This is a genomic window from Marinovum sp. E3, from assembly GCF_055755275.1.
The window spans coordinates 367,023-386,874 of sequence record NZ_CM146908.1; the positions used below are offsets into that span (position 1 = coordinate 367,023).

General features: G+C 66.7%; 20 protein-coding genes and 1 tRNA gene. 12 read left to right on the top strand and 9 right to left on the bottom strand.

What is annotated here, in order from left to right; all coding sequences use genetic code 11:
* The first annotated feature begins 1 nt into the window (after window position 1).
* Complete coding sequence (locus AC0J5K_RS01785) at window positions 2-3,166, top strand: DNA translocase FtsK (RefSeq protein WP_074836974.1); 3,165 nt, start codon at window positions 2-4, stop codon at window positions 3,164-3,166.
* 158 nt (window positions 3,167-3,324) lie between these two features.
* Complete coding sequence (locus AC0J5K_RS01790; protein ID WP_048529429.1) at window positions 3,325-3,924, top strand: LolA family protein; 600 nt, start codon at window positions 3,325-3,327, stop codon at window positions 3,922-3,924.
* A 76-nt stretch (window positions 3,925-4,000) separates the two neighbouring features.
* On the opposite strand, the gene AC0J5K_RS01795 is transcribed toward AC0J5K_RS01790, so the two are convergent.
* Window positions 4,001-4,741: an N-formylglutamate amidohydrolase gene (locus tag AC0J5K_RS01795; RefSeq protein ID WP_048529432.1), complete on the bottom strand. Its 741-nt coding sequence runs from the start codon at window positions 4,739-4,741 to the stop codon at window positions 4,001-4,003.
* A gap of 154 nt (window positions 4,742-4,895) precedes the next feature.
* Here AC0J5K_RS01795 and pyk point away from each other — a divergent pair, with 154 nt between their 5' ends.
* From pyk to pheS, 5 genes are all read left to right on the top strand, one after another.
* Window positions 4,896-6,341, top strand: a complete 1,446-nt coding sequence (pyk, locus tag AC0J5K_RS01800; RefSeq protein ID WP_048529434.1) for a pyruvate kinase — start codon at window positions 4,896-4,898, stop codon at window positions 6,339-6,341.
* 30 nt (window positions 6,342-6,371) lie between these two features.
* A complete protein-coding gene (locus AC0J5K_RS01805) occupies window positions 6,372-6,593 on the top strand; it encodes a hypothetical protein (RefSeq protein ID WP_048529436.1) in 222 nt (73 codons plus the stop codon).
* A 127-nt stretch (window positions 6,594-6,720) separates the two neighbouring features.
* Complete coding sequence (gene rpmI, locus AC0J5K_RS01810) at window positions 6,721-6,921, top strand: 50S ribosomal protein L35 (protein ID WP_048529438.1); 201 nt, start codon at window positions 6,721-6,723, stop codon at window positions 6,919-6,921.
* 13 nt (window positions 6,922-6,934) lie between these two features.
* On the top strand, window positions 6,935-7,300 hold the full coding sequence (gene rplT / locus AC0J5K_RS01815; protein ID WP_048529439.1) for a 50S ribosomal protein L20: 366 nt from the start codon (window positions 6,935-6,937) through the stop codon (window positions 7,298-7,300).
* 302 nt (window positions 7,301-7,602) lie between these two features.
* The gene (gene pheS / locus AC0J5K_RS01820; RefSeq protein WP_074836978.1) at window positions 7,603-8,676 is read left to right on the top strand and encodes a phenylalanine--tRNA ligase subunit alpha; all 1,074 of its coding nucleotides are present in this window, start codon (window positions 7,603-7,605) and stop codon (window positions 8,674-8,676) included.
* A 53-nt stretch (window positions 8,677-8,729) separates the two neighbouring features.
* Here the strand turns inward: pheS and AC0J5K_RS01825 are convergent, their stop codons facing one another.
* From AC0J5K_RS01825 to mbfA, 4 genes are all read right to left on the bottom strand, one after another.
* A complete protein-coding gene (locus AC0J5K_RS01825) occupies window positions 8,730-9,179 on the bottom strand; it encodes a YaiI/YqxD family protein (RefSeq protein ID WP_274565826.1) in 450 nt (149 codons plus the stop codon).
* Window positions 9,180-9,182: 3 nt separating this feature from the next.
* The gene (gene fghA, locus AC0J5K_RS01830; RefSeq protein ID WP_274565825.1) at window positions 9,183-10,010 is read right to left on the bottom strand and encodes an S-formylglutathione hydrolase; all 828 of its coding nucleotides are present in this window, start codon (window positions 10,008-10,010) and stop codon (window positions 9,183-9,185) included.
* A 73-nt stretch (window positions 10,011-10,083) separates the two neighbouring features.
* Window positions 10,084-11,013: an AEC family transporter gene (locus tag AC0J5K_RS01835; protein ID WP_274565824.1), complete on the bottom strand. Its 930-nt coding sequence runs from the start codon at window positions 11,011-11,013 to the stop codon at window positions 10,084-10,086.
* Between the two features lie 145 nt (window positions 11,014-11,158).
* Window positions 11,159-12,133: an iron exporter MbfA gene (mbfA, locus tag AC0J5K_RS01840; RefSeq protein WP_074836982.1), complete on the bottom strand. Its 975-nt coding sequence runs from the start codon at window positions 12,131-12,133 to the stop codon at window positions 11,159-11,161.
* Between the two features lie 153 nt (window positions 12,134-12,286).
* Between mbfA and AC0J5K_RS01845 the strand changes: the two genes are divergently transcribed.
* Window positions 12,287-12,931, top strand: coding sequence for a TetR/AcrR family transcriptional regulator (locus tag AC0J5K_RS01845; protein WP_048529450.1), 645 nt, complete (start codon window positions 12,287-12,289; stop codon window positions 12,929-12,931).
* A 79-nt stretch (window positions 12,932-13,010) separates the two neighbouring features.
* Here the strand turns inward: AC0J5K_RS01845 and AC0J5K_RS01850 are convergent, their stop codons facing one another.
* Window positions 13,011-14,273 (bottom strand): glycosyltransferase, encoded by a 1,263-nt coding sequence (locus tag AC0J5K_RS01850; RefSeq protein WP_074836983.1) that lies wholly within the window; start codon window positions 14,271-14,273, stop codon window positions 13,011-13,013.
* 129 nt (window positions 14,274-14,402) lie between these two features.
* Between AC0J5K_RS01850 and AC0J5K_RS01855 the strand changes: the two genes are divergently transcribed.
* Window positions 14,403-14,690, top strand: coding sequence for a DUF1330 domain-containing protein (locus AC0J5K_RS01855; RefSeq protein WP_048529454.1), 288 nt, complete (start codon window positions 14,403-14,405; stop codon window positions 14,688-14,690).
* A gap of 79 nt (window positions 14,691-14,769) precedes the next feature.
* On the opposite strand, the gene ykgO is transcribed toward AC0J5K_RS01855, so the two are convergent.
* Both ykgO and AC0J5K_RS01865 read right to left on the bottom strand, forming a co-directional pair.
* Window positions 14,770-14,895 carry a type B 50S ribosomal protein L36 gene (gene ykgO / locus AC0J5K_RS01860; protein WP_008562923.1) on the bottom strand — a complete coding sequence of 42 codons (126 nt, stop codon included), beginning with the start codon at window positions 14,893-14,895 and terminating at the stop codon, window positions 14,770-14,772.
* 79 nt (window positions 14,896-14,974) lie between these two features.
* A tRNA-Val gene (locus AC0J5K_RS01865) sits at window positions 14,975-15,049 on the bottom strand.
* Window positions 15,050-15,202: 153 nt separating this feature from the next.
* On the opposite strand from AC0J5K_RS01865, the gene AC0J5K_RS01870 reads away from it, so the two are divergent.
* A complete protein-coding gene (locus tag AC0J5K_RS01870) occupies window positions 15,203-16,063 on the top strand; it encodes an N-formylglutamate amidohydrolase (RefSeq protein WP_074837034.1) in 861 nt (286 codons plus the stop codon).
* A gap of 63 nt (window positions 16,064-16,126) precedes the next feature.
* Here AC0J5K_RS01870 and AC0J5K_RS01875 read toward each other — a convergent pair whose 3' ends face one another.
* A complete protein-coding gene (locus AC0J5K_RS01875) occupies window positions 16,127-17,380 on the bottom strand; it encodes a DNA polymerase IV (protein WP_274565823.1) in 1,254 nt (417 codons plus the stop codon).
* A 65-nt stretch (window positions 17,381-17,445) separates the two neighbouring features.
* Here AC0J5K_RS01875 and AC0J5K_RS01880 point away from each other — a divergent pair, with 65 nt between their 5' ends.
* Together AC0J5K_RS01880 and AC0J5K_RS01885 are read left to right on the top strand one after the other, a co-directional pair.
* A complete protein-coding gene (locus tag AC0J5K_RS01880; protein ID WP_048529457.1) occupies window positions 17,446-17,856 on the top strand; it encodes an NUDIX hydrolase in 411 nt (136 codons plus the stop codon).
* 46 nt (window positions 17,857-17,902) lie between these two features.
* Window positions 17,903-19,561 (top strand): FAD/NAD(P)-binding protein, encoded by a 1,659-nt coding sequence (locus AC0J5K_RS01885; protein WP_274565822.1) that lies wholly within the window; start codon window positions 17,903-17,905, stop codon window positions 19,559-19,561.
* Window positions 19,562-19,852: the final 291 nt, after the last annotated feature.

A 19,852-nucleotide genomic window follows, 5' to 3' on the forward strand; every position in this document is an offset into this window, starting at 1 on the left:
AATGGCTTTTCAGGCACGGGGACGCGATCCGCTACTCGACAGCAACACGCAAGCCGCGGTTGAAAAACGTGGCAAGGAGCTTTTCGGCATCGCGCTGATTCTTGTGGGTCTGGCGGCGGCCGCGATGATCTATTCCTACACCCCCGAAGACCCGTCCTGGATGTCGGCCACCGATGCGCCGGTGCAGAACTGGATGGGCCGCGCCGGGGCCTCGATTGCCGCGCCGCTGTTCATGATCGTCGGCTGGGGCAGCTGGGGGGTCGCGGTGGCCTTCCTCGCCTGGGGTGTGCGCTTTGCCCTGCACCTGGGTTCCGACCGGGCGACCGGCCGCGCCGTCTTTGTGCCGATCGCCATCGCGCTGGCGGCGGTCTATGCCGCGACGTTGGTGCCGGGGCCGGACTGGACCCATGCCTTCGGCCTTGGCGGGCTGTTCGGCGATACCGTTCTGGGCTCGGTGCTGACGGCGATGCCGGTGGGCTCGTCGCTGGTGGTCAAGCTGGCCTCGCTGATCATGGGGGTCGCGATCCTTGCCGTCGGCGCCTTTGTGCTGGGCTTTACCGTGCCGGAACTCAAGAGCATCGGCCGGTTCCTTCTGGTCGGCATGATCATGGTCTATGTCACGGTGCTCAAACTTCTGGGCCGGGGCGCCCATGGTGCGGTGAGTGCGGCCCAGACGCTTCAGGCCCGTCAGGCCGAGCGCCGCGCGCAACGCGCCGAAGAGCGGCGCGAGGCCGAGGAATGGGCCGCGCAGCAGGCCGTCGCGGCCGAGGCCGTGCAGAGCTATGTGCCGCCGGTGCCCGAGGAAGTGCCGGCCCAGAGCCCGCCGGAAAAGCCCGGCCTGCTGGCGCGCATGCCCTCGCTGATCCGCCGGACCGAGAGTGCGCCCGAAGAGATGCCCTCGCCGGAGCTGATCGAGAACGATGGTCCGCTGATCGAGCCCGACATGCCCGGCGAAGACCGGATCAAGGCCAAGATCACCTCGGTCATCAAGGACCGGGTGCGGCGCAACCCGGCGATCCAGGTCGAGGCGGTCGCGCCGCTGACCAAGGGCCGCGGCCGGGGCCCCGATCCGCTGATCTTCCGCAATGTGCCGCCGACGGGTGCCGAAAAGACCGAGCCGCCGCTGACCGCGCCCGCCGCCGCGATGCCGGCCGAACCGCCGCTGACGGCCGCTGCCGCGCCGGCCGCCGCGAGGCCCGCCGAACCGCCATTGACCGCACCGGCTGCACCGCGGGCGGCGCCCTCCGATCCGGCGCACCCGGCGCAGGCGCAGCCCGTACAGACGCAGCCCGCGCAGCCACAACCTGCCCAGGCCCAGGCCACCAAGACCCAGACGGCCCCGACACGCCCCCCGCAGGCACAGGCCTCCCCCTCCCCTGCCGTGCTCAGGGGCGGCATGGGCGCGCCCGAAGACTTCCCGGAGGATGAAGAACCGCGCAATATCTTCGTCGAGGACAGCTCCGGCTTTGTCACCCCGGACGAGGACGAATGGGCCGTCACCGCACCCACTCCGACGCAGGCGCCGGCCCGCGTCACCCCGGCCGAGCCCAAGAAGGTGGTGCAGCAATCAATGCGCAAGCCAACGCCGATGTCGCGCCGGGCGAGAGCCGAGGCGCAGCCCGAACTGGGCTTTGACCCAGCGGATGCGGAATACGAACTGCCGCCGCTGGCGCTTCTGGGCGATCCGGCGCTGATCGAACGGCACGTGCTCTCCGACGAGGCGCTCGAGGAAAATGCGCGGATGCTGGAATCGGTGCTCGACGACTATGGCGTCAAGGGCGAGATCGTTTCGGTCCGCCCCGGCCCGGTGGTCACCATGTACGAGCTCGAGCCGGCGCCGGGCCTCAAGGCCAGCCGGGTGATCGGCCTGGCCGACGATATCGCGCGCTCGATGTCGGCGCTTTCGGCGCGGGTCTCGACCGTGCCGGGCCGCTCGGTGATCGGCATCGAACTTCCCAACGAAAAGCGCGAGATGGTGTCGTTCCGCGAGATCCTCTCGGGCCGCGACTATGGCGACGGCAACCGCACCCTGCCGTTGGCGCTGGGCAAGGACATCGGCGGCGATCCGATTGTCGCCAACCTCGCCAAGATGCCGCACCTGCTGATCGCGGGTACGACGGGTTCGGGCAAATCGGTGGCGATCAACACGATGATCCTGTCGCTGCTCTACAAGCTGACGCCGGATGACCTTCGGCTGGTGATGATCGATCCCAAGATGCTGGAACTCTCGGTCTATGACGGCATTCCGCACCTGCTGTCGCCGGTGGTGACGGATCCCAAGAAGGCCGTGGTGGCGCTGAAATGGGTGGTGGGCGAGATGGAAGAGCGCTATCGCAAGATGTCCAAGATGGGCGTGCGCAACATCGACGGCTACAATTCCCGGGTTTCCGATGCGCTGAACAAGGGCGAGATGTTCTCGCGCACGGTGCAGACCGGCTTTGACGACGAGACCGGCGAACCGGTGTTCGAGACCGAGGAATTCGCCCCCGAAAAGATGCCCTTCATCGTCGTCATCGTCGACGAGATGGCCGACCTGATGATGGTGGCCGGCAAGGAGATCGAGGCCTGCATCCAGCGTCTGGCGCAGATGGCACGGGCGAGCGGCATTCACCTGATCATGGCTACCCAGCGGCCTTCGGTCGATGTCATCACCGGCACCATCAAGGCCAACTTCCCGACGCGGATTTCCTTCCAGGTGACCTCCAAGATCGACAGCCGCACGATCCTGGGCGAGCAGGGCGCCGAGCAGCTTCTGGGGATGGGCGACATGCTCTACATGGCCGGCGGCGCCAAGATCACCCGCTGTCACGGGCCGTTCTGTTCCGATGAAGAGGTCGAGGAGATCGTCAATCACCTCAAGGCATTCGGTCCGCCGGCCTATGTCTCGGGGGTGGTCCAGGGGCCGGACGACGACAAAGCCGACAATATCGACGCGGTTCTGGGCCTCAACACCGGCGGCAACACCAATGGCGAGGATGCGCTCTATGATCAGGCGGTGGCGATCGTGATCAAGGACCGCAAATGCTCGACCTCCTACATCCAGCGAAAACTTGCCATCGGCTACAACAAGGCGGCCCGGCTGGTGGAACAGATGGAGGACGAGGGGGTTGTCTCCGCGGCCAATCACGTGGGCAAGCGCGAGATCCTGGTGCCGGAGCAGGCCTGATCCCGGCCGCTGTCTCACGGCATGGTGAGCGTTGATCCGTCCGTCGCGTCTGGCGCGCGCCGGGCGGGGGCTTACATGAGAGGTCAGAGGGCGTGATATCGCATATCATCGCGGTTTCGCCCATTGTGACGGCAGAAAAACCAGTGAGACCTATCCACATGCATGCACTCAAGACCCTCTTTCTCGCCCTCGGCGTGACCATGGCCGCCCTGCCGGCCGCCGCCGAGAAACTGTCGCTGGGGCAGATCTCGGCCTATCTCAACGAGTTGCAGCAGGCCAAGGGCGACTTCACCCAGATCAATGATGACGGCTCGATCTCGACCGGCACGATCTCGCTGCGGCGGCCGGGCATGGCGCGGTTCGACTACAACCCGCCGGCCAAGGCGCTGGTGCTGGCCTCCGGCGGCGAGGTGGCGATCTTCGACAAGAAGGTCGGCAGCGCGCCCGAACGCTATCCGCTGGGCGACACGCCGCTGAGCATCATCCTCGCCAAATCCGTCGATCTGTCGCGGTCGGGCATGGTGACCTCGCATACCTATGACGGCACTTCGACGGTGGTGCGCGCGCGCGACCCCAAGCGCCCCGAGATCGGCACCATCGATCTGGTGTTCACCGGCAATCCGGTCGAGCTGCGGCAATGGGTGATCCGCGATGACAGCGGCGGCGAGACCACGGTCATCTTGGGCGAACTGGACAAGAACGCCCGGCTGCCGCACACGGATTTTTCGATCATCCGGGCGATCGAAAGCCTGAACTGAGGCACCGGGCAGGGGCGGGGCAGCCTGTGGCTGCCCGCTTGGTGTCCGGGTTCCGGCGGCCGCCAGAGCGGCGTCCTTACAATCCCGTCTTGCGCAGAACCTCCGACAGGATCGGTGCCAGGCGTTCCGCCCAAGCGCGCTGCGTGGCCGCTTCGGCGATCAGGTCGTTGCGGATCTCGATCAGCACGTTGGGCAGCCCCATGGCGAGCGCATGCCGCTCGATGCTGTCGCCCGGCAGATGGCCGGAATAGGGCACGTTGCCCTCGACGCAGAGGTCGGGTTCCTGTTGCAACCGTGCGATCAGCGGCTGCGCCAGCCGGGTGTCATGGGCATGCAGGATGCCGAGATGCCAGGGCCGCGGCGCGCGGGCCTGGAGCTGCGGCGTGAAACTGTGCACGGCACAGATCGCAGTGTCGGGCCGGCGCGAGGCGAGACGGTAGTATTCGGCGTGATAAGGCCGGTGATAGGCGTCGAGGCGGCGTTCACATTCGGCGGCATCGGCATGGCGGTTGGCGGGAATGATCGTGCCGTCATACAGCTTCATCAGCAGCGTCGGATCGTCCTCGCCACGATTCGGATCGATCACCAGCCGCGAGAAATTGGCAAAAAGCGCCGGGGAATCGAGCAGTTCGCCGAGATGCCGGCTGACCCCGAGCGCGCCCGGATCAAAGGCGATGTGGCGGCGCATGTCTTCGCGCGCCAGACCCAGATCACCGCCGTTCACGGCCTCCGGCACGGTATTTGTCGCGTGATCGCAGGTAATCAGCCAGCGGCCCGGCCGATCTGCGCCTTCTGTCCAATAGGGGTGGAAGCTCATGTCATCCCTTCGTAATGTGGCCGGGGGAATATGTACCGCGCCTGTCGCTTGCCTGCGAGGCCGAAGTGGTGCATAGAGCGGGTGAAGAGCGTTAGCGATAACATCGCCAGACTTGCGCGGTGTGTCCGACAAATACGAAAGGGCCTGATGCGCCATGAAACGCGACCGTAAAGTTAAGATCGTTGCCACACTTGGACCCGCGTCCAACGATTACGACATGATCCGCAAGCTGCACGAGGCCGGCGCGGATGTGTTCCGGCTCAACATGAGCCACGGATCGCACGAAGAGATTGCCGAGCGGCACAAGATCATCCGCCAGGTGGAAAAGGACCTCGACAGCCCGATTGCCATCCTGGCCGACCTTCAGGGCCCGAAGCTGCGCGTCGGCACCTTTGGCGACGGTCCGCAGGATCTTCAGGAAGGTGCGAGCTTCCGGCTCGACCTCGACAAGACGCCGGGCGACATCAACCGTGTCTGCCTGCCGCACAAGGAAATCTTTGCCGCCCTCGAGCCGGGCGCGCATCTGCTTGTCAATGACGGCAAGATCCGCCTCAAGGTGGACAACTGCGGCGCCGATTTCGCCAATTGCACCGTAATCACCGGCGGCGTGATCTCGGACCGCAAGGGCGTGAACGTGCCCGACGTGGTGCTGCCGCTGGCGGCGCTGTCGGAAAAGGACCGCAAGGACCTCGAATTCGTGGCCGAGCTGGGCGTGGACTGGATGGCGCTGAGTTTCGTGCAGCGCCCCAAGGACGTCTGGGAGGCACGCGAGCTGATCAACGGCCGCGCCGCGGTGCTCTCGAAGATCGAAAAACCCGCCGCCGTCACCAACTTCGACGAAATTCTCGACGCCTCTGACGGTATCATGGTCGCCCGTGGCGACCTTGGCGTCGAACTGCCGGTGCAGAACGTGCCGCCGATCCAGAAACGCCTGGTGCGCAAATGCCGCGCCGCCGCCAAACCGGTGATCGTCGCGACCCAGATGCTGGAAAGCATGATCGAGAGCCCGATGCCGACCCGCGCCGAGGTGTCCGACGTGTCGAATGCGATCTACGAGGGCGCCGACGCGGTGATGCTGAGCGCCGAGAGCGCCGCTGGTGACTATCCGGTCGAGGCGGTCACCACGATGGACAATGTCGCCATCGAGGTCGAGAACGATCCGAACTACACCGACATCATCGAGGCCAGCCGCAGGGCCGAGCGTCATTCCGTGGCCGACGGCATCGTCGCCGCCGCACGCGAGATTGCTGAGACCACCGAGATCAAGGCGATCTGCTGCTTCACCTCCTCGGGTACCACCGCCTCGCTGGTGGCACGCGAACGGCCCCGGGTGCCGATCATCGCGATGACCAACCGGCGCAGCACCGCCCGCGTCATGGCGCTGACCTGGGGCTGCTACTGCGTGGTGACCGGCGATCTCGAACGCTTCAAGCAGGCGGTGGTCAATGCCGCCCGCGCGGCCCGCGCCAGCGGCATCGCCAGCGAAGGCGACCAGATCGTGGTGACCGCCGGCGTGCCCTTCAACGTGCCGGGAACCACCAACATCCTGCGTGTCGCGCCCTGCGATGAACGTTTGATTTACAGCACTGACCCGGAGTAACCTTTCCCGGGTTCAATCGGGAAACGTTTGATGGATTCAGACCTGGCTCTGGTCATCGGGATCGTGGTGACCGTTCTGGCGCTGCCCGCGATCATTTCAGCTGTCAGCGATGGCCGCGCCCCCCGGGCCGCGGCCATTGCCGTTCTGGTGGGCGGCGGGCTCATCGTCTTTGCGGTCACCAGCCATCCCGGCGGCTACCGGATGGACGATCTGCCCGAGGTCTTCTACCGCGTGGTCGGCCGTTTCGTCTGATCCCGTCCCCTCGCGCATTTGCTCTTGGCATTTCGGGCAAGCCGCTCTATACGGCGCTTTCCATCGCGCGGCCGGCCTGAGTGGCATGCCGAGTCGCGCGCATAGTTCCGACTTAGAGGAGACCGAAATGCCCAAGATGAAGACAAAATCGAGCTGCAAGAAGCGGTTCAAGGTGACGGCGAAAGGCAAGATCAAAGCCGGCCAGGCGGGCAAGCGCCACGGCATGATCAAGCGCAGCACCAAATTCATCCGCGATGCCCGTGGCACGCAGGTTCTGTCGAAGGCTGATGAGCAGATCATCAAGCCGATGATGCCCTATTCGCGCTAAGGAGACCTGACACATGGCACGCGTTAAAGGTGGGACCGTTACCCACGCCCGTCACAAGAAAGTCACCAAGGCGGCGAAAGGCTATTACGGCCGTCGCAAGAACACCTTCAAGGTGGCCCGCCAGGCCGTCGACAAGGCCAACCAATACGCCACGCGCGACCGCAAGGCGCGCAAGCGCTCGTTCCGCGCGCTGTGGATTCAGCGGATCAACGCCGCCGTCCGCGCGCATGACGAGAGCCTGACCTATTCGCGCTTCATCAACGGCCTGACGCTGGCCGGGATCGAAGTGGACCGCAAGGTTCTGGCCGATCTGGCGGTGCACGAGCCCGAGGCGTTCAACGCCATCGTCGACCAGGCGAAAGGCGCCCTGCCGGCCTGAGGCCCGCAGCAGCCGTGAATTCGAAAGGCCGCTCCTCGGGGGGCGGCCTTTTGCGTTCGGCGCCGGTTTTCGCCACGCCTGCGCGTGTCGACGGTGGCGGGCTTCGCCCGCAGTTTTTTAAGTGGGGGCTTTGCCCGCAGTTTGTCAGGAGGGGGGGCTTTGCCCCCCGGGCTTCCAGCCCTCCCCCCAGGAATATTTGTGGCCAGAAGAAGGACTGGCGGCGCGCCGGCGCTGACGGCTTGCGCAGGCCCGCGGGGGCGGGTAGGTGAGGCGCAACGCCGAACTGAACCGAGGGCCCTGCGATGGATGACCTGCGCGACAAGTATATTCAGCTGATTGCCGATGCCGGCGAGGAAGCCGCGCTCGAGGCGCTGCGGGTGCAGGCCGTGGGCAAGAAGGGCGAGATCAGCCTGAAGATGCGCGAGCTGGGCAAGATGACGCCGGAAGAGCGGCAGGTCATGGGGCCGAAGCTCAATGCGCTGAAGGACGAGATCAATTCGGCGCTCTCGGCGCGCAAGGCCTCGCTGGCCGATGCGGCGCTGGAAGAGCGGCTGCGTGGCGAATGGCTTGACGTGACATTGCCGGCCAACGGCCGCCGTCAGGGCAGCATCCACCCGATCAGCCAGGTGCGTGAAGAGGTGACGGCGATCTTTGGCGAGATGGGCTTTTCGGTCGCCGAGGGGCCGCAGATCGACAGTGACTGGTACAATTTCGATGCGTTGAACATCCCCTCGCATCACCCGGCGCGGGCCGAGATGGACACCTTCTACATGCACCGCGCCGAGGGCGACGCGCGTCCGCCGCATGTGCTGCGCACCCATACCTCGCCGGTGCAGATCCGCTCGATGGAGAAACAGGGCGCGCCGATCCGCATCATCGCGCCGGGCCGGGTGTACCGCGCCGATTACGACCAGACCCATACGCCGATGTTCCACCAGGTCGAGGGCCTGGCGATCGACCGCGAGATCTCGATGGCGCAGCTGAAATGGACGCTGGAGGAATTCCTGCGGGCGTTCTTCGAGGTCGAGGGAGTGGAGTTGCGCTTCCGCGCCTCGCATTTCCCCTTCACCGAACCTTCGGCCGAGGTCGATATCCGCTGCTCCTGGGAGGGCGGTCAGCTCAAGGTGGGCGAGGGTGACGACTGGCTCGAGATCCTCGGCTCGGGCATGGTGCATCCCAAGGTGCTTGCGGCGGGGGGCATCGATCCGGACGCCTGGCAGGGCTTTGCCTTCGGCATCGGCATCGACCGGATCGCCATGCTGAAATACGGCATCCCCGATCTGCGCGCCTTCTTTGACAGCGATCTGCGCTGGCTGCGGCATTACGGGTTCGGCGCCTTGCAACAGCCGAACCTGCATGGCGGGTTGAGCGGCTAAGCGGGCATTCTCTCCGCGCCCCGGGCTTGATCCGGGGCGTGTCGTGCCCGCAATCAGCGCCGCGTGGCGGCCCGGACGGCACGCTCCAAAGCATCGAGAAACCGCGAGCGGTCGGATTTGGAGAACGCCTTGCCGCCGCCCTGGCGGAACGGGTCTGCGGCGCGCAGATCGGTCATCAGGTCGCGCATCGCCAGTTGCTGGCCGATATTGGCCGGGGTGAAGGCCTCGCCATTGTGGCGCAGCACCTGGGCCCCGGCCGCGACACATTTGGCCGCCAGGGGAATGTCGCCGGTGATCACCACATCACCGGGGCCGGCGCGCTCGGCGATCCACATGTCGGCCACATCCGGCCCGTCGGGCACGATCACCATCTCGACCAGCGGGTTCTGCGACAGCCGCAGCCCGCCGTTGGACACCAGATACATCTGCATCCGGTGCCGCGTGGCGACCTTTTCGGCCTCGGGTTTGACCGGGCAGGCATCGGCGTCGACGTAGATCGCCACGGTTCAGGCCCAGAGCGCGTCGGCGTGAAAGGCGATATGTTCTTCGATGAAGCTCGCAACGAAGAAATAGCTGTGGTCATAGCCCTTCTGCATGCGCAGGCTGTGCGCCACGCGTTTCTCGGCCATGGCCTGGGCCAGGGCTTCGGTCCGGAGCAGGTCGCCGAACTGGTCGTCGGTGCCGGTGTCGATCAACACCGGGATGTCGATCCCGTCCTGGCGCATAAGCCGGGCGGCGTCGTGGGCCTCCCAATCCGCATCCGCGCCGAGATAGGCGGTGAACTGCTTGCGGCCCCAGTCGCTGTCGGAGGGGTTGCAGATCGGTGAAAAGGCCGAGACGCTGGAAAAGCGGCCGGGGGTCTTCATCGCCAGGGTCAGCGCGCCATGGCCGCCCATGGAATGGCCCATGATCGACTGCCGCGCCGCGTCCAGCGGGAAATTGGCAGAGAGCAGGCCGGGCAGCTCGTCCGCGATATAGCTTTGCATGCGGAAATGCGGGGCCCAGGGGGCTTCGGTGGCATCGATGTAGAAGCCGGCGCCCTGGCCCAGATCATAGGCCGCGTCATCGGCCACCGCCGTGCCGCGCGGCGAGGTGTCGGGAAACACCATGGCGAGACCGTGTTCGGCGCACCAGGCTTGGGCGCCGGCCTTGGTCATGGCGTTTTTATGGGTGCAGGTCAGGCCCGAAAGATACCAGATCAGCGGCACCGGCCCGTCCTGCGCCTGCGGCGGCAGGTAGAGGCCGAAGGTCATGTCGCATTGGCAGGCCTCGGAGGCATGGGTGGCAACGATCTGGCGACCGTCGAAGGCGCGGTTTTCTGCGGTGATGTCCATGGGATCCCTTTGATGTGAGTGCGATGGGAGATGTGCCTGTCGGGCCGGAGAAGACGCGTTGGACGGCGCGAGGTCAAGCGCCCGAGATCCAGGCGATGACATAGGGCAGCGTCAGGATCGAGGCGGCGGTGGAAAACAGGATCGCCGCCGAGACGCGGTGCGGCGCCACACGGTAATGCTGGGCGAGGATGTAGACATTGCCGGCCACCGGTAAGGCTGCTGCCGCAACCACCACCGTGGCGATGAAGGGATCGAGCGGGAACAGGAGCAGCACCGCCAGCGCAACCGCCGCCGGATGCAGCACCAGCTTGCAGAAGCTCAGGTAGCCCGCGATGGTGACCCGCTCGGCCGATTTCGAAGCCAGCGAGGCGCCGATGGCAAACAGCGCGCCGGGTGTGGCGGCGCCGCCGAGGATGACGACAAATTCGTTGACCGGGGTGGGCAGAGGGGTGCCCAGCGCCGCCCAGCTCAGCCCCAGCACCATCGAGACGATCATCGGATTCTTGAGCAGACCCATCCCGACGGTGCCGAGCACGCCCAGCGACATGCGGCCGTCGCGCGCGCCGGTGATCAGGATCACGATCAGCGAGGAGAACACGATCAGGTCGACCGCCAGCACCAGCATCACCGGGCCGATGACCTGTTCGCCGAAGAGCACCACGAACATCGGCACCCCGAGAAAGCCGGTGTTGCCGATCACCGCGCATTGCGCCTCGATCGCGGTCTGTTCGATGCCGATGCCGCGCGCCAGCCCGATGGCGGTGGCCAGCAGATAGACCGCCAGGCTGCCGACCAGATAGCCCAGCACCAGCTGGCTGTCCCAGATTTCGGCCAACGACAGGTTGGCGGAGTAGCGGAAGATCATCGCCGACAGGGCGAAGTAGAAGATGAACTTGGTGAGATAGGCGGCCGCTTCCTCGGTAAAGAACCGGGTCCGCCCGGCGCCGTAGCCCAGCGCGATGATCGCAAAAAACGGCAGGGTCTTGAGGAAGATGGCCAGCATGGGCCAAGGGGTATCATCTCGGGCGGCGGGGTCAATTTGAAAGGCGGGCCTGCCGCGTTTCGGCAGGCCCGTCCCGGACCCGTCAGAGCAAGGCTCGCGGTTGGTGGGGCGCGGGGCCCCGGATCGGGGTCCGGGGCGGGGTGGGCTAGCCCGAGCCGATCAGCACGCCGGCGGCAAAGACCAGCGCGCCGCCCAGCACCACCTGAAAGGCTGCCCGCAGCATCGGGGTTTCCATGAAACGGTTCTGAATCCAGGCGATGGCCCAGAGCTCGACAAAGACCACCAGGATGGCAACCGTGGTCGCGGTCCAGAAATCCGGGATCAGATAGGGCAGGGCATGGCCCAGCCCGCCAAGGGTGGTCATCACGCCCGAGGCGATGCCGCGTTTGACCGGCGAGCCGCGGCCCGAAAGCTGGCCGTCGTCCGAGGCGGCCTCGGTGAACCCCATGGAAATGCCCGCCCCGACCGAAGCGGCGAGGCCGACGAGGAAGGTGGTCCAGGTGTCCTGGGTGGCAAAGGCGGTGGCAAAGATCGGTGCCAGCGTCGAGACCGAGCCATCCATCAGCCCGGCTAACCCGGGCTGCACCCAGGTCAGCAGAAAACGCCGCTTGGCGGTGGTGGTCTCGCCGGCCGCGCTGGCGCTGTCGAGGTGGCGTTCGCTGAGCTGTTCGGCGCTGAGCTGGTGGTCCGCCTCGGCCGCCGCCAGATCGCCCAGCAGCCTGCGGGTGGCTGCGTCGCCGGTGCGCTTGGCGGCGGCGAGGTAGAAGCGCTCGGCCTCCTGTTCCATCGCCGCGGCCTCTTCGCGGATGCGCTCCAGCCCGAGGTTCTCGACCAGCCAGACCGGGCGGCGGGCGTGATAGCCGGCCACATGCTCGCGCCGGATCAGCGGGATGACCTCGCCGAACCGGGCGCGATGCGCCGCGATCAGTTGCTGGCGGTGGGTGTCCTCTTCGGCCGCCATGCCGTCGAACACCCGGGCGGTGTCCGGGTAATCTTGGCGCAGCCGTTCGGCATACATCCGGTAGATCCGCGCATCGTCTTCCTCTGACGAGATCGCCAGGGCAAGGATGTCCTGCTCGGACAGGTCGGAGAAACGGCGTCTTTGGGTGATGAATCGCATCGGCTTGTCCAGTTTAGAATAGTTCTAAACATAAGGAAGCTGCCCGGCTTGGCAAGCCCTTGCCGGGGCGGGCAGCTCTGGGTCGGCGCGGCCCGCCCGTGCTTGAAACTGAACTGTCTGGTCTATAGCTATGAGGAAACGGGGAGAGGCGAGATGAGCTCAGATGCCAGGCTGGTGGACGGCGCAGAGATGCCGCAGGTGCGCCGGGGCCGTAAATTCGATCAGGTGCTGGCCGGGGCCCGCGACGTCTTTCTCGCGCATGGGTTCGAAGGCGCCTCCGTGGACGATATCGCCCGGGCGGCCGGGGTGTCGAAGGCCACGCTCTACAGCTATTTTCCCGACAAGCGGTTGCTGTTTTCCGAGGTGGCATCCTGCGAATGCTGCCGTCAGGCCGATCACGCGCTGACGGTGATCGATGCCGAGGCGCCGCCGCGCGAGGTGCTGGAAAAATGCGGCCGGCAGTTCCTCGGCTTCATCCTGTCCGAGTTCGGCCAGTCGATCTTTCGCATCTGCGTGGCCGAGGCCGACCGGTTCCCCGATCTGGGCCGGCAGTTCTACAACTCCGGCCCCGCCGTGATGCATTGCGCGGTGCGGGATTACTTGCAGGCGGCGGCAGCGCGCGGCGATCTTAGGATCGAGGATTTCGACCTGGCGGCCGATCAGTTTGCCGAATTGTGCAAGGCCGATCTCTGGACGCGGATGATCTTCAACGTCGCCACGCGGTTCGAACCGGAAGAGATCGACCGGGTGATCCGGGGGGCGGTCGATACCTTCATGGCACGTTACGGAGTGGTTTGACCCCGTCATGCGGTCGCCGTGCCCGGGCCTCGGGTGTTGCGGTCTCGCCGGAGAGCGGGCTGGCGCCCGGCGCGCCCGCTCAGACCAGCGGCGGGCGCGGGGCGAGCTGCGTCAGCCCGTCGACCCAGGCCAGTTGCCGCGGCAGGCAGGTGGATTTCAGGTCGTACTCCGCCACCACCTTGGCCCGCGCCGCGGCCCGCAGATGTGCCCGCAGCGCGGGATCGTCGAGCAGGGTGCACACCTGATCGACCAGCGCCTCGCGGTCGAAGAAATCCACCAGAAGCCCGGTTTCGCCGTTGCTCAGCACCTCGCGCACCGGTTCGGTGTCGCTGGCCACGATCGGCGCGCCGGCGCTCATCGCCTCGAGCAGGGACCAGCTCAGCACGAAGGGGTAGGTCAGGTAGACATGCGCCCGGCTGACCCGCATGAACGACAGGAACGTGTCGTAAGGCACCCGGCCGAGGAAATGCACCCGCGCCCAATCGGCATCGGGGATCTGGCCGCGCACCTCGTCGATGAACACCTGTTTCCAGGTCTGGCCATCGGGCGCCTTGGCGCCATAACTCACCTGGTCGCCGCCGATCAGCACCACCTGCGCCCGCGGCCGCCGCCGCAAGAGCTCGGGCAGGGCGCGCATGAAGACGTGATAGCCGCGGTAGGGCTCGAGATTGCGGTTGATGAAGGTGATGACCTCATCCTCCGGCGTCACCTCGCTGCCGTCCGGCAGGGCCAGGCGCGCGGTGTCGTCGGCGGTGACCTGGGCGGTGTCGATGCCATCGTGCACCACGGTGATCCGCTGGCGCATCTCGGGCGGGAAAGTGTCGGCCTGAAAGGCGGTCGGGCTGATTCCGGCATCGCCGATTTCGAAATGCAGCCGGTTGTTGAGGTTCTTCATGCGCAGACGCAGCGCGTCGGCCTCCGGCGCGCTGCCGGTAAACTCCGGGTCGAAGCCGACAAAGGGGTAATCGGCGGTGTGGTAGAGCTCGCAATAGAGGCCAAGCCGGGCCTCGGGCCAGACATCCTTGAGAAACAGGCTCTCGCCCCAGCCGTAATGGGCGAGGATCACATCCGGCGTGAAGCCGCGTTCCCGGAGCGCGCGGGCGGCGCGGTAGCAGGACTGGCCGCGGATGAACTTGGTTTCGAAATCGACCAGCCAAGGATGCAGCCCCCGGGCGGGTTTGCCCTGGTACTTGTAGGGCAGGATGGTGACACCCAGCCACTTGGTCACCTTGTCCACCTTGGGGGTGAGCGCGACCACCTGATCGCCACGCGCCGCCAGCGCCGGAGCGAGATGCTTGTACTGGCCGGGGAAATTCTGGTGAATCAGGAGGTACTTGGTCACTGGGATCACTGCTCTGGATTTTTGCTGTGACTATGGGACAGAACCGGGCGGCGCTCAACTGCTGCCACGCCGGACCGGTCATGCTATGATCGCGGCAGCCATCGCAACAGGTCGAAAAGGAGCAGCAGCATGCCCAAGGGCTATCTCATTGCGCATATCCGCGTGCAGGACAAGGCGGCCTTCGAGGAGTTTAAGGCGCTCTCGGGACCGGCAATCGAGGCGCATGGCGGCAAGGTGCTGGTGCGCAACCCGGCGCCGGACCACCGCGAAGGCGCGGCCGAGGGGCTGGCCGTCGTGATCGAGTTCGAAAGCCTCGCGGCGGCGCAGGCGTTCTACGACTCAGAAGCTTATGGCGCGGCGCGCGCGGTTCGCGAAACCTGTGCCGAGACCGACCTCGTTCTGGCGGAGGGTCTGTAGCCCCCGAGAACCGCCAGCGGCGAATCGAAAAGGCCGCGCGAACTCTCGCACGGCCTTCCGAATTCGTCGCTGTCAGCGCTCAGCCCTGACGGGCCTTGAACCGCCGCTGCGTCTTGTTGATCACATAGACGCGGCCTTTGCGGCGCACAACGCGGCAATCGCGGTGGCGATTCTTGAGCGAACGGAGCGAGTTCTTGACTTTCATGTCCGTCTCTCCTTCTACGCGGCGCGTGGCGTGCGCCTTGGTTGCGGTCTGCCTTGTCCCGGGGGACAGGGCGGTGAAATGGTGGGCGATACTGGGATCGAACCAGTGACCCCTTCGATGTCAACGAAGTGCTCTACCGCTGAGCTAATCGCCCGGAAAACCCGAACCGGCCAGGAGCCCCAAATGAATGGGGCGCGGAACCCCGCGCCAGTGGCCGGTTCTATAAAAGGGAACGGTGGGGGGATCAAGGGCTTTTGCTAGGGAAAAAAAAGGGACTATGATCCAAGCACATCCGAGGGAGGGCTTCGTGCCGAAATTCGCCTTTCACCTGACCCGGCCGGAGCGTCCCGCCACACCGGTTGTTTTCGCGTCGCCGCATTCCGGACGGGATTATCCCTGGTCGTTCCTGCGGCGCACGGTGCTCGACGAACATGTGATCCGAACCTCCGAAGATGCCTATGTAGACAGGCTTTTCGAATGCGCCCCGCAGTTTGGCGCGGCCTTTCTCAGGGCCGGCGCACCACGCGCCTTCATCGATCTGAACCGCTCGGCCGACGAGCTTGACCCGGCGCTGATCGAGGGCGCGCGCAAGCCCGGGCACAATCCGCGGGTGACCTCGGGCCTGGGCGTGATTCCCCGTGTCGTGGCCGGCGGCCGGTCGATCTATCGCGGCAAGCTGTCGCTCTCCGAGGCGGAAATGCGAATCGAAAAGTACTGGCGGCCCTATCACGGCCAGTTGCAGCAGCTTCTGACCGAGGCGCATGACCGGTTCGGCGAGGCGATTCTCGTCGATTGCCATTCGATGCCGCATGAGGCGCTCGATCCCATCGCCCGGTCCGGGGCGCGGCGGCCCGAGGTCGTCATCGGCGACCGGTTCGGCGCCTCGGCCAGCGCGGCGGTGGTCGACCGGATCGAGACCGCCTTTCTTAATGCCGGGCTCTGCGTGGTGCGCAATGCGCCCTTTGCCGGAGCCTATATCACCCAGCATTACGGCCGCCCGTCGCGGCGCCAGCATGCGGTGCAGATCGAGATCGACCGGTCGATCTACATGAACGAACATGCGATCCGGCCGAATGCCAATTTCCAGGCATTTCGCAAGGTGCTGCGCGGTGTCGTGTCCGAGATCGCCACCATCGGCGGTCAGGACATGCCGATGGCGGCGGAGTAGCGGCCGCCGGGGCGCACCCGTCCCGGACCGGGTCCGGGACCTCTGGGCGGCCGGGTCTGCCGGCTAGCGCAGGGCGCGGCCCTTGAGAATCGCATCCGGCCCGAAGCGGGCGCGAATCGCATCCGTCGCCCGTTCGGCGCCGGCGCGGCGCGCGGCATTGGGATCGAGCAGGTCGGCCGAACGATCGGCCTCGGCAGCCGGCACCAGATGCGACAGGCCGCAGCCGATCAGCCGATAGGGCCCCTTGTCGCCCACCGCATCGAACAGCCCGCGCGCGCAGCGATAGATCGTGTCGGCCATCTGCGTCGCGTCGCGCAGCGACTGCCGGCGCGAGAGGGTCTGGAAATTCGCCTGTTTCAGCTTCAGCGTCACCACCAGCCCGGCCTTGTCCTTGGCCTTAGCGCGGTCTGCCACCTTTTCGGCCATGCGCCAGAGGTGCCCGTCGAGCAGATCGGGGTCGGAGGTGTCCTCGCCAAAGGTGGTTTCGTTCGAGATCGACTTGACCGGCGCATGGGCCGAGACCCGCCGCCGGTCCTGCCCGCGCGCCAGGTGCCACAACCGGGTGCCCATCGAGCCGAAACGTGCCGTCAGATCGCGTTCGTCCCAGCGCCGCAGATCGTCGAAGCTGCGGATGCCGGCACGCTCCAGCGCCTCCTGCGTCGCCTGACCGACGCCCCAGATCATCCGCACCGGCTTGCCGGCAAGGAAACTCTCGGTCTCGGCCTGGCCGATCACCGAAAAGCCGTGCGGCTTGTCGAGATCGCTGGCGATCTTGGCAAGAAACTTGTTGTGTGACAGGCCGATCGAGCCGGTCACGCCCAGCTCGTGCCGCATCCGCCGCACCAGCCGGGCCAGCATCACCGCCGGCGGATGGCCATGCAGCCGCGCGGTGCCGGTGAGGTCGAGAAAGGCCTCGTCGAGCGACAGCGGCTCCACCACCGGCGTCAGCTCGTCCATCATCGCCCGGATGGCGCGCGAGACCTCGACATAAGCGCTCATCCGCGGTTTGATCACCACCGCGTCGGGGCAGAGCTTGAGCGCCTTGAACATCGGCATTGCCGAGCGCACGCCGCGGATTCGCGCTACATAGCAGGCGGTCGAGACCACGCCGCGCCGGCCGCCGCCGATGATCACCGGCTTGTGTGCCAGCGTGGGATCGTCGCGTTTTTCGACACTGGCGTAAAAGGCATCGCAATCCATATGGGCGATGCTCAGCGCCATAAGTTCCTTGTGCGCCACCACGCGCCGCGACCGGCACGCCGGACAGGCGGTGCCGCTGTCGAATTCGTGAAGGCAGTCGCGGCAAAGGGTGGGCATTTGGAGGACTCGGGCAAAAGGCACACTATATATACGGAACGCGGCCCATCAGAGCGAGAGGCAGTATGGAGAATTCGCAATTTGCAGGTACCAAGCTGGCGCTGTTCATCGGCGGCAAGCTGCTGGTGATCCGGCGCGACAACGATCCGGATATCCCCTGGCCCAACCACCTGGATCTGCCGGGCGGCGGGCGCGAATGCGGCGAATCCGCTGCCGATTGCGTGCTGCGCGAAACCCACGAAGAGGTGGGGCTGCGGCTGGACCGCAAGCAGCTTGTCTATGAAAGCGCCTATGACCGGCCGATCGGGCCGATGGTGTTCTTTGCCGCCCATCTGCCGCAAGATACCGTGGCCGACATCGTCTTTGGCAACGAAGGCCAGGGCTGGATGCTGATGTCGCCGGAGGATTACGCCAATCACCCCGAAGCGGTTCCGCATTTCCGCGAACAGATCACGAAGTACCTGGGAAGCCGGTAGCGGGGCGCGGGCAGACGATGCCTTCAACCGGAACGGAGAGGACGAGATGCCATCAGAGCGCGGCGCGCGGCGCATAGCGATCATCGGCATGGGCCCACGCGGGCTGGGCGCGCTCGAAGCGCTGGCGGCGCGCTGGCCGGGCGCGGGCGACCGGCTCTGCGTCGATGTCTTCGAGCCGCGGGCGGATCCGGGCGCGGGGCCGAATTTCGCGCCCGACGAGGCGCCGGTCTGCCTGCTCAACACCCCGTTGCGCGCTCTCGACATTCCGCCGCCGGAGGTTTCGCGCGTCGGACGGTTCGACATGCAGTTCGACGCGCCGCTCGATCCCGACAGTTTCCCCACCCGGGCAGAGATCGGCGGTTATCTCACCGCGCGGTTCGCCGATCTCCATGCGCTCGACCGAATGGCGGTGACGCTGGTGCCGGCCCGGATCGAGGCCCTGCGCCCGCTGGCGGGTGGCTGGGAGCTGCGCTCTGACCGGGGCTGGCACGGGCCCTATGCCGCGGTGCTGCTCACCCCCGGTCAGCCCTCGGTGGAGCCGGACCGGCAATGGGCGCAGTGGCAGGGCCATGCCACCCGCGGTCAGGGCGCGGTGGCGCAGGCCTATCCGGCACGGCAGCTGATCGCTGCGGCACAGGGCTGGCGTGGCTGCACCGTGGCGATCCGCGGCATGGGGCTGTCGGCGATCGACGTGCTGCGGGGGCTGACCGTGGCGCAGGGCGGGGCATTCTTTGACGGGCAATACCTGCCGTCGGGGCGCGAGCCGGCGCGCATCCTGCCCTTTTCGCTCGATGGTCTGCCGCCCTTTCCCAAGCCCGAGACCGGCGCGCTGGATCGGCGGTTTGCCCCCAGGCTGGCCGAGACGCGGATTTTCGATGACGCCATGGCCGAGGCCGCCCAGTCGGCACCCTACACCGCCCGGCGGCTGATCAACGCGGCGCTGATCGCCCCGGTGACGCGCATCCTGCGCGACGCCGATGACGAAGACGGCGCCGCGCAGGTGGCGGATTGGCTCGAATGCGAATGGGATGCGCCCGGCACGCAGGAGACCGCCGGCCCGGTCGACACCCTGCGCCAGGGCATTGCCATGGCCGAGGGCAGTCGCACGCCGTCGGTGGGCTATACCGTGGGCCAGGTCTGGCGGCACTGGCAGAACCGCCTGCGCGCCGGGTTCAACCCGGCCCGCCCGCCGGCCGAGACGGCGGCGTTGATCGTCGGGTTCGACGAGGGGCTGAAACGCTATTCCTATGGCCCGCCGGTGGCTTCGGCGCGGGAATGGCTGGCGCTGGCGGATGCCGGGCTGGTGGACATGCGACTGTCGGCCGATCCGGCGATCGCGCTGATCGAGACCGGCTGGGAAATGACCGCCGGCGAGGCCGAGGCGCAGGTCGACCTGATGATCGACGCGGTGCTGCCCGACCCGGACATCGCGATCGTCTCGGCGCCGCTGATCCGGTCCCTGTGTGCCGCCGGGCGGCTGGTGCCGGTGGCCGAGGGGCTGGGCGCGCAGACCCTCGCCGATGGCACCGTGGTCGGCCGCGACGGGGCGCCGCAAGCGGGACTTTATCTGCTGGGGCGGCTGTCGCTCGGCAGCGTGATCGCGGCGGATTCGCTGCACGATTGCCTTGGCGCGGCGGCGGATCGCTGGGCGGAGGGGGTGATGGCGCGGCTGCTGTCCCAGGCGTTGGACGAGGCGGGACCTTGACAGCGCACGCACATCGCGCCCCGGCCCCCGCGCCGGGGCCCCTTCGCTCGGGGATCGCGGGGTCCCGGGTCAGGCCCGGGACGGGGTGGTTTGGTGGCCGGTCGGCTCAGCCGCAATGCGCCAGCATTTCGTTGAGGTCAGTCGGGGGGTTGTCCTCCGCGACCGGCTTGCCCCTGCGCCCGCGCAACCAGCGCGCCAGATACATCGCGCGCCGGCCCCCGCGCCGGGGCCTCTTCGCGGGCGGGCCGCGGGGGCCCGGGTCATGCCCGGGACGGGGTGGTTTGGAGGCCG

What these genes read in the sequence shown, in the direction of transcription:
- AC0J5K_RS01785 (WP_074836974.1), top strand. Translation starts at nt 2, where the DNA reads ATGGCTTTTCAGGCACGGGGACGCGATCCGCTACTCGACAGCAACACG.
- AC0J5K_RS01790 (WP_048529429.1), top strand. Translation starts at nt 3,325, where the DNA reads ATGCATGCACTCAAGACCCTCTTTCTCGCCCTCGGCGTGACCATGGCC.
- AC0J5K_RS01795 (WP_048529432.1), bottom strand. Translation starts at nt 4,741, where the DNA reads ATGAGCTTCCACCCCTATTGGACAGAAGGCGCAGATCGGCCGGGCCGC.
- pyk (WP_048529434.1), top strand. Translation starts at nt 4,896, where the DNA reads ATGAAACGCGACCGTAAAGTTAAGATCGTTGCCACACTTGGACCCGCG.
- AC0J5K_RS01805 (WP_048529436.1), top strand. Translation starts at nt 6,372, where the DNA reads ATGGATTCAGACCTGGCTCTGGTCATCGGGATCGTGGTGACCGTTCTG.
- rpmI (WP_048529438.1), top strand. Translation starts at nt 6,721, where the DNA reads ATGCCCAAGATGAAGACAAAATCGAGCTGCAAGAAGCGGTTCAAGGTG.
- rplT (WP_048529439.1), top strand. Translation starts at nt 6,935, where the DNA reads ATGGCACGCGTTAAAGGTGGGACCGTTACCCACGCCCGTCACAAGAAA.
- pheS (WP_074836978.1), top strand. Translation starts at nt 7,603, where the DNA reads ATGGATGACCTGCGCGACAAGTATATTCAGCTGATTGCCGATGCCGGC.
- fghA (WP_274565825.1), bottom strand. Translation starts at nt 10,010, where the DNA reads ATGGACATCACCGCAGAAAACCGCGCCTTCGACGGTCGCCAGATCGTT.
- AC0J5K_RS01835 (WP_274565824.1), bottom strand. Translation starts at nt 11,013, where the DNA reads ATGCTGGCCATCTTCCTCAAGACCCTGCCGTTTTTTGCGATCATCGCG.
- mbfA (WP_074836982.1), bottom strand. Translation starts at nt 12,133, where the DNA reads ATGCGATTCATCACCCAAAGACGCCGTTTCTCCGACCTGTCCGAGCAG.
- AC0J5K_RS01845 (WP_048529450.1), top strand. Translation starts at nt 12,287, where the DNA reads ATGAGCTCAGATGCCAGGCTGGTGGACGGCGCAGAGATGCCGCAGGTG.
- AC0J5K_RS01855 (WP_048529454.1), top strand. Translation starts at nt 14,403, where the DNA reads ATGCCCAAGGGCTATCTCATTGCGCATATCCGCGTGCAGGACAAGGCG.
- ykgO (WP_008562923.1), bottom strand. Translation starts at nt 14,895, where the DNA reads ATGAAAGTCAAGAACTCGCTCCGTTCGCTCAAGAATCGCCACCGCGAT.
- AC0J5K_RS01875 (WP_274565823.1), bottom strand. Translation starts at nt 17,380, where the DNA reads ATGCCCACCCTTTGCCGCGACTGCCTTCACGAATTCGACAGCGGCACC.
- AC0J5K_RS01880 (WP_048529457.1), top strand. Translation starts at nt 17,446, where the DNA reads ATGGAGAATTCGCAATTTGCAGGTACCAAGCTGGCGCTGTTCATCGGC.
- AC0J5K_RS01885 (WP_274565822.1), top strand. Translation starts at nt 17,903, where the DNA reads ATGCCATCAGAGCGCGGCGCGCGGCGCATAGCGATCATCGGCATGGGC.